The organism is Sneathiella sp., from assembly GCF_047631475.1.
Taxonomy (GTDB): domain Bacteria; phylum Pseudomonadota; class Alphaproteobacteria; order Sneathiellales; family Sneathiellaceae; genus Sneathiella.
Genome location: NZ_JBLHZT010000076.1, coordinates 1 through 6,129, shown reverse-complemented (window position 1 = coordinate 6,129; position 6,129 = coordinate 1). Strand labels below are relative to the sequence as shown.

Annotated in this window: 9 protein-coding genes; 6 read left to right on the top strand and 3 right to left on the bottom strand. The window is 49.2% G+C overall.

Going from position 1 to position 6,129, the window contains the following annotated elements:
- Positions 1–632, top strand: a 632-nt coding sequence (locus tag ACJAYR_RS17840) for an alpha/beta fold hydrolase (protein ID WP_415237855.1), incomplete at its 5' end; no start/stop codon positions are given.
- Between the two features lie 208 nt (positions 633–840).
- Here the strand turns inward: ACJAYR_RS17840 and ACJAYR_RS17835 are convergent.
- Positions 841–1,041, bottom strand: a complete 201-nt coding sequence (locus ACJAYR_RS17835) for a DUF2842 domain-containing protein (protein WP_415237854.1) — start codon at positions 1,039–1,041, stop codon at positions 841–843.
- Between the two features lie 182 nt (positions 1,042–1,223).
- On the opposite strand from ACJAYR_RS17835, the gene ACJAYR_RS17830 reads away from it, so the two are divergent.
- The 5 genes from ACJAYR_RS17830 (at position 1,224) to ACJAYR_RS17810 (ending at position 4,098) form a co-directional block, all read left to right on the top strand.
- The gene (locus ACJAYR_RS17830; protein WP_415237853.1) at positions 1,224–1,808 is read left to right on the top strand and encodes a bactofilin family protein; all 585 of its coding nucleotides are present in this window, start codon (positions 1,224–1,226) and stop codon (positions 1,806–1,808) included.
- A gap of 166 nt (positions 1,809–1,974) precedes the next feature.
- Positions 1,975–2,547: an RNA polymerase sigma factor gene (locus ACJAYR_RS17825; protein WP_415237852.1), complete on the top strand. Its 573-nt coding sequence runs from the start codon at positions 1,975–1,977 to the stop codon at positions 2,545–2,547.
- A complete protein-coding gene (locus ACJAYR_RS17820) occupies positions 2,544–2,993 on the top strand; it encodes a hypothetical protein (RefSeq protein WP_415237851.1) in 450 nt (149 codons plus the stop codon). Before ACJAYR_RS17825 ends, ACJAYR_RS17820 begins: the two co-directional genes overlap by 4 nt.
- The gene (locus tag ACJAYR_RS17815) at positions 2,980–3,456 is read left to right on the top strand and encodes a periplasmic heavy metal sensor (protein WP_415237850.1); all 477 of its coding nucleotides are present in this window, start codon (positions 2,980–2,982) and stop codon (positions 3,454–3,456) included. The genes ACJAYR_RS17820 and ACJAYR_RS17815 overlap by 14 nt, the downstream gene beginning before the upstream one ends.
- Before the next feature lie 15 nt (positions 3,457–3,471).
- On the top strand, positions 3,472–4,098 hold the full coding sequence (locus ACJAYR_RS17810) for a DUF938 domain-containing protein (RefSeq protein WP_415237849.1): 627 nt from the start codon (positions 3,472–3,474) through the stop codon (positions 4,096–4,098).
- 52 nt (positions 4,099–4,150) lie between these two features.
- Here the strand turns inward: ACJAYR_RS17810 and groL are convergent, their stop codons facing one another.
- Both groL and ACJAYR_RS17800 read right to left on the bottom strand, forming a co-directional pair.
- On the bottom strand, positions 4,151–5,806 hold the full coding sequence (gene groL / locus ACJAYR_RS17805; RefSeq protein ID WP_415237848.1) for a chaperonin GroEL: 1,656 nt from the start codon (positions 5,804–5,806) through the stop codon (positions 4,151–4,153).
- A 55-nt stretch (positions 5,807–5,861) separates the two neighbouring features.
- The coding region (locus ACJAYR_RS17800) for a co-chaperone GroES (RefSeq protein ID WP_415237847.1) at positions 5,862–6,129 on the bottom strand (268 nt) is incomplete at its 5' end.

Here is a 6,129-nt window from a genome sequence, read left to right as displayed (position 1 = left end):
CAGCACTTGAACAGGCGATGAAAGACCTTGGCCGAAGCTATACACGTTTCGACTATCTAGGGCACGGACAATCGACAGGGCTTTTCACGGATGGGACAATCAGTCGCTGGACAGATGATGCCTTGGCGGTTCTGGATGAATGTACAGCGGGGCCGCAGGTCGTTGTCGGCTCTTCCATGGGAGGTTGGATCGGCCTTCGCATGGCACTGTTGCGCCCGGACAGAATAGCCGGATTTGTCGGCATTGCAGCCGCCCCGGATTTCACCGCGCGCATGAAAAAAGATCTGCCCCCCGAAGGGCATGCGGATCTGGAAAGACAGGGATATTGGGAAGAGCCTTCTGAATATTCAGATGAACCTTACATCATTACAAAAAAGCTGCTGGACGATGGCCAGCGTAATTTCGTGATGACGGGACCGATCGACATCACTTGCCCCGTCCATCTGTTACAAGGCATGAAAGATGACAGCGTCCCATGGGAAACCGCCCTTGATATTCAAAAGGCTCTGGTCACCGATAATGTGGTCGTTTCGCTGATTAAAAACGGCGACCACCGTCTGTCCGAAACGGAAGACCTAAATCGATTGGTGTTAGCGACGGAACGGATTTGCAGCCAAATCGAGTATAGCTGACGGCTCTCTCGCGTTCTTAACGAATTTCGCGACGAAACTCACAGATTCTTGACCTTAACGGCTGGAAAACAGTTTTTCCAAACCCTATATCAATAGAACAGATGACTTCTAAAATCTTTTGCTGGTCAGTGAGAAACTCCCCTCTCCCACTGAATGGCAACAAAGCCGGGTCGACTCCCCCCTCTCGATCCGGCTTTTTTTTGTAAAATTACTCTGGATCCTTTGGTTGCATCCAAGCAATAATTTTCATGGCCGGGAAAATCCACAAAATGCCGATAACCGGATAATATATCAATTCTGCCCACTTGCTATCAGGCAGCAGATGGATCGCCAGCAACATTCCGGCAAAGGAATAAACGACAACCAATAATAGCAGCAGCATCAAACCTGCCAATTTACGCCCGTTCATATTCTACCTCACTTTTCCAGACGCTTTTACGCATAGAAACATGGCTTGGAAAGTCCCGTCATCACGCTTGCCATAAAAAAACCAAAAATTTGCCCCGTTTATTTCCTCAACTCGCCTTTTTAATCCTGTCTACTCCTTTATATCGACAACCGATCAGGAACAATTTTAACAGGAGAGACGCGGTGTTTAACAAAAAAAGAACCGACGATAACAGTGAAACCAATCCTAAGCAGACCACAACAGAAGCCGCGAACCCAACCAGCCGGGTAAAACCGCTCTCCTCCCCGTCACAGGCAGCCCCTATTCCGGCCACGACCAAGTCACCTTTTCCGCTTGCCAAAGAGCCTGAAGATACAAAACCCGAAGAGAAAGGCAGCCGCCTGCATGTGGGAAAAGACATTCACCTGAAAGGCGAAATCACCGCCTGCGATCGATTGATCGTTGAAGGAAAAGTCGAAGCCTCGATGAATTCGAACGAAATCGAAATCACGCAAAGCGGTGTTTTTAATGGTGAAGTCATTATCGATACAGCTGATATTTCCGGTGAATTCGAAGGAACACTGACCGCACGGACAAAATTGATTATCCGTAAAACCGGACGGGTCAGCGGATCCATCGAATATGGCGAGATCGAAATTGAACCGGGCGGAGAAATTTCTGGCCATCTTTGCAAAACCGGCAGCACAAAGTCAGACCTTAGTCTCAGCAAAAAAGTGATCGCAAATAAAATGAAAGAGCCGCAAACCGCCCCAACGGCGCATCATTAATCCAGACCAACTTCAGTTCCCCAAAGTATCTTCAGATACTTCCCCCAAGGACGGCCTCGCCATAGGGCCGTCCTTTTTTATGAAACAGCGACGGAATTCCCGTTCGTCTGCGTTATACTCATACAACCGGTCGGAAAATTTCGCCGAACCCTTGAATTGAATGCCTATGCCAGCAAAATCGCTGATAGAACAAGATGCTGAACTGATGAACAGAGTAGCAAGCGGTGATCAAACCGCCTGCCGGGTGCTTGCGGGTGCGCATTTGGACAGTATTTACCGAATGGCTTTGCGTATTCTGGGGGATACAGGGCATGCAGAAGATATCGCACAGGAAGCGTTCTTGAAGCTGTGGAAAGCGGCGGGCGGATGGGAAGCAAAGGCACAGGTAAAAACGTGGCTTCATCGTGTGACCCATAATTTATGCATCGACAGGTTACGCAAGGAAAACAGGTATAGCACCAGCGAAGTTCCGGACATAGCCGATCCGACAAAGGGGCCATGGACAGCAAGAGAAGATCAGCAGATGAAAGATCAGATTACACATGCATTGCAGGAGTTGCCGCCGCGGCAACGGATTGCGGTAACATTGGTTCATCTTGAGGAATGCGGCAATAAGGAAGCAGCTGAAATCATGGAAATCTCTGTAGAGGCTTTAGAATCTTTGCTTTCAAGGGGGCGCCGGAAACTTCGGGCGCTTCTTGGCCCCGCCAGAGAATTACTGGGAAGGGAAGCAGGATGAGCAATAAAACAAAGATGACTGGCACCCGGTTTTCTGAAATCCTTGACGCTTACGGAGCCCGCACAACACAGTGGCCAGCGGAAGAGGTCAGCGCCGCACAGGAACTTCTTCAGCAGTCTTCCGACGCCCGGAAGATGCTCCAGAACGCGGAAACTCTTGATCGCCTGATCGACGACCAAACCGCACCGGTCTCTGCCTCTGGTGCGCTTTTAGGACGGATCCTTGAACAGGCCGATCTTCAGAAGAAAACACCCGGACCGCTCTGGCATGGTCTTATCAGTAGTTTCTTGAAACCCGCCGCGGGACTTGTTCTGGCGACCTGCCTTGGGATTACAGTCGGAATTATAAGGCCTGATCTGATCGATATATCAGACGAAATCAATTTTGAAGACCTGTCCGTCACAGACCCCCTTCTGGAATGGGAGAATATAAATGACAACGGTTAAATCACGGTGGCTTGTCATTGCCCTCGTTCTTTCACTGGGCATCAATCTGGCGATCGGCGGCTTCTTTTTCAGTCGCACGTTCTGGCACAGCTACAAATCTCATTCTCATGCTTCTTTTTCATTTGATCGCCGTGCTGCGCTCAATCAGCTGGATGATGAAAACAGAAGGAAAATCAAACAATTATGGCGAGATCAACGCCCGGCCATGCGGGATGGTTTCAGATCCTATCGACGTGTAAAGCAACAAATCGCCAACTTAATGGGTGAGGACCCGCTGGATCTGATGGCAATTGAAAATGCCCAAAAAGAATTGGTGAAACAAAAAAGCCGGATCGAACAATCCGTCTATGCTACTCTTTTTCTAACAGCGAAAGCCCTGCCTGCGGATCAACGGAAACGTTTCTTTGAAGAAGGCTTCAACCCTCTCAACAAAAAGCAGGATAAGGCTAAGCGAAAAGACTAAGAGAGAACCCATACGATGACAGAAGATAAACGCCGTTTCGCCCCGGCAACAGAGCGGAACCGAACGGCAATACTGGAACAATTGCGCACCCATCTTCCCAATAAAGGAACTGTTCTGGAAATTGCCAGCGGTACAGGTGAGCATAGCCACTTTTTCGCGCCTCATTTTCCAGAACTGCTTTGGCAGCCTTCAGATTATGATCCTGAGAATTTGCAGAGTATTGAAGCCTGGCAGGCGTTTCAAAGTCATGACAACCTGCTTTCGCCGCTTCATCTGGACGCCGCGGCGTCTGAATGGACGGTTGAAAAAGCCGACTACCCTTTTGGGCCCATCCATACAATCTTCAATGCCAATATGATTCATATCTCCCCCTGGATTGTCGCCAAAGGATTGATGAAAGGGGCCGGACGGGTTCTTTCATCGGGTGGGCAGCTTTTATTATATGGCCCCTTTAAAATTAAGGGGCAGCATACCGCGCCAAGCAACGCTGATTTCGAAACATGGCTCATTGAAAAAAACAGAGAGTTTGGTGTCCGCGACATTGCCGATGTTGCGCAAGAAGCTCTTGAAAACGGGTTAGTCCATGCGAACAGCCTTCCCATGCCCGCCAATAACTTTCTGCAAATTTTTATCAAGCAATAAAAAAGGCTGCGAATTTCTTCGCAGCCTTCTTTTTCGTAATGGGTTGGGTTTCTTAGAAGCCCATACCACCCATGCCGCCCATGCCGCCCATGTCAGGCATTGCAGGAGCGCCACCGCCGGCACCTTCTTTAGAAGGAGCTTCTGTGACAGTTGCTTCTGTTGTAATCAACAGGCCAGCAATTGAAGACGCATCTTCAAGAGCAGTACGAACAACTTTAGCCGGATCAACAACACCGTCTGTCAGCAGATTGCCATAAATGCCGGTCTGTGCATTAAAGCCGAACTTGATGTCGTCCTGCTCAAGCAATTTACCTGCGATAACCGCGCCGTCTTCACCCGCATTTTCAGCGATCTGACGAACAGGTGCCTGCAGGGCACGGGCGATGATTTTAACACCAACGCTCTGATCAGCATTTGCGCCTTCAAGGCCTTCCAGGGCACGTGAAGCATAAAGAAGAGCTGTTCCGCCGCCAGGGACGATACCTTCTTCAACCGCTGCACGTGTTGCATGCAAAGCGTCATCAACGCGGTCTTTGCGTTCTTTCACTTCAACTTCAGTTGCGCCGCCAACTTTAATCAGGGCAACACCACCGGCCAGTTTAGCAAGACGTTCCTGCAGTTTTTCACGATCATAGTCGGAAGAAGTTTCTTCGACCTGAGCGCGGATCTGACCACAACGTGCTTCGATATCCTCTTTAGAACCAGCACCATCAACGATGGTTGTTTCTTCTTTAGAAATCGTCACTGTTTTCGCTGTACCCAGCATGTCCAGAGTTACGCTTTCCAGTTTGATGCCCAGCTCTTCAGAAATCAGCTGACCGCCTGTCAGGATCGCGATGTCTTCCAACATTGCTTTACGACGATCACCAAAACCAGGAGCTTTAACAGCCGCAATTTTCAGGCCGCCACGCAATTTGTTGACAACCAGTGTTGCAAGCGCTTCGCCTTCGATGTCTTCTGCGATAATCAGAAGAGGCTTACCTGCCTGAACAACAGCTTCCAAGACTGGCAGCATTGGCTGCAGGTTCGTCAGTTTTTTCTCGTGAAGCAGAATGTATGGGCTTTCCATTTCGGCCAGCATTTTTTCTGCATTGGTTACGAAGTATGGAGACAGGTAACCACGGTCAAACTGCATACCTTCAACAACGTCAAGTTCTGTTTCCAGACCTTTGGCTTCTTCAACAGTGATAACACCTTCGTTGCCAACGCGCTGCATGGCTTCTGAAATGATCGCACCGATTTCAGTTTCGCCGTTTGCTGAAATTGTACCAACCTGTGCAATTTCTTCTGCACCGGTTACTGGGTTTGCAGCGGCGCGAATGCTTTCAACAGCTTTCGCTACAGCAAGATCAATACCACGTTTCAGGTCCATTGGGTTCATGCCGGCAGCAACCGCTTTCAGGCCTTCTTGAACAATAGACTGAGCCAGAACTGTTGCAGTTGTTGTACCGTCACCGGCAACGTCATTTGTTTTTGACGCAACTTCACGCACCATCTGTGCGCCCATGTTCTGGAGCTTATCTTCGAGTTCGATTTCTTTCGCAACAGAAACACCGTCTTTTGTCACCCGAGGGGCGCCGAAAGATTTGTCGAGAACGACGTTACGTCCTTTTGGACCGAGTGTAACTTTAACAGCATTCGCAAGGATGTTTACACCTTCGAGAATCTGCGAGCGGGCTTCTGCGCCGAATTTTACTTGTTTAGCCATTCTGGTAATTCCTTAAATTCTGTATCATTTAGCCGAGGACAAAAACCTGTGTCCGTTAGCCTAGGATGCCCATGATGTCGGATTCTTTCATGATCAGCAGTTCTTCACCGCCGAGCTTGATTTCAGTACCGGACCATTTGCCGAACAGAACCTTGTCGCCAACAGAAACGTCAAGAGCACGGATGGAACCGTCTTCCTTAACAGTGCCGCTACCAACAGCGATGACTTCACCTTCCATTGGTTTTTCCTGAGCGCTATCCACGAGGATAATACCACCAGAGGTTTTCTCTTCGCTTTCTAAGCGCTTGATCAGCACACGGTCG

What these genes read in the sequence shown, in the direction of transcription:
- ACJAYR_RS17835 (WP_415237854.1), bottom strand. Translation starts at nt 1,041, where the DNA reads ATGAACGGGCGTAAATTGGCAGGTTTGATGCTGCTGCTATTATTGGTT.
- ACJAYR_RS17825 (WP_415237852.1), top strand. Translation starts at nt 1,975, where the DNA reads ATGCCAGCAAAATCGCTGATAGAACAAGATGCTGAACTGATGAACAGA.
- ACJAYR_RS17820 (WP_415237851.1), top strand. Translation starts at nt 2,544, where the DNA reads ATGAGCAATAAAACAAAGATGACTGGCACCCGGTTTTCTGAAATCCTT.
- ACJAYR_RS17815 (WP_415237850.1), top strand. Translation starts at nt 2,980, where the DNA reads ATGACAACGGTTAAATCACGGTGGCTTGTCATTGCCCTCGTTCTTTCA.
- ACJAYR_RS17810 (WP_415237849.1), top strand. Translation starts at nt 3,472, where the DNA reads ATGACAGAAGATAAACGCCGTTTCGCCCCGGCAACAGAGCGGAACCGA.
- groL (WP_415237848.1), bottom strand. Translation starts at nt 5,806, where the DNA reads ATGGCTAAACAAGTAAAATTCGGCGCAGAAGCCCGCTCGCAGATTCTC.